The sequence below is a fragment of the Methylophaga sp. UBA1464 genome, assembly GCF_002325665.1.
Taxonomy (GTDB): Bacteria; Pseudomonadota; Gammaproteobacteria; order Nitrosococcales; family Methylophagaceae; genus Methylophaga.
In genome coordinates, this window is the sequence record NZ_DCSO01000078.1 from 33,412 (window position 1) to 33,801 (window position 390).

Here is a 390-nt window from a genome sequence, read left to right on the forward strand (position 1 = left end):
TGTTATGGTCATTTGCAGGGTGATGATTGTCTGAAGCAGGTTGCTGCAACCTTGAATAATGTTGCCGTACGTTCCCGGGATTTTTTTGGACGCTTTGGTGGCGAAGAGTTTGTGATGCTGTTGCCGGAAACAGATAATAATGCCGCCTGGTCCATAGCCGAGCGTTGTCGGCAGGCACTTTTCAAAAAACAGATCCCTCACGACTGCTCAAAAGTCAGTCAGTTGCTCACCATTAGCCTGGGCGTCAGCACCATGATTCCATCGGCAAATGATGAGCATAATGAACTGATTGATAGAGCAGATAAACAGCTCTATCAGGCCAAGCAAAAAGGCCGTAACTGCATTCAGTCTGCCTGAGCAATTAAATATTGCCACAGGCGCGATTAGCCG

Annotated in this window: 1 protein-coding gene; it reads left to right on the forward strand. The window is 47.7% G+C overall.

The genetic code is table 11. The features are described from left to right. The coding region (locus tag B3O33_RS09920) for a diguanylate cyclase domain-containing protein (protein ID WP_292363516.1) at window positions 1-357 on the forward strand (357 nt) is incomplete at its 5' end. Between the last annotated feature and the right edge of the window lie 33 nt (window positions 358-390).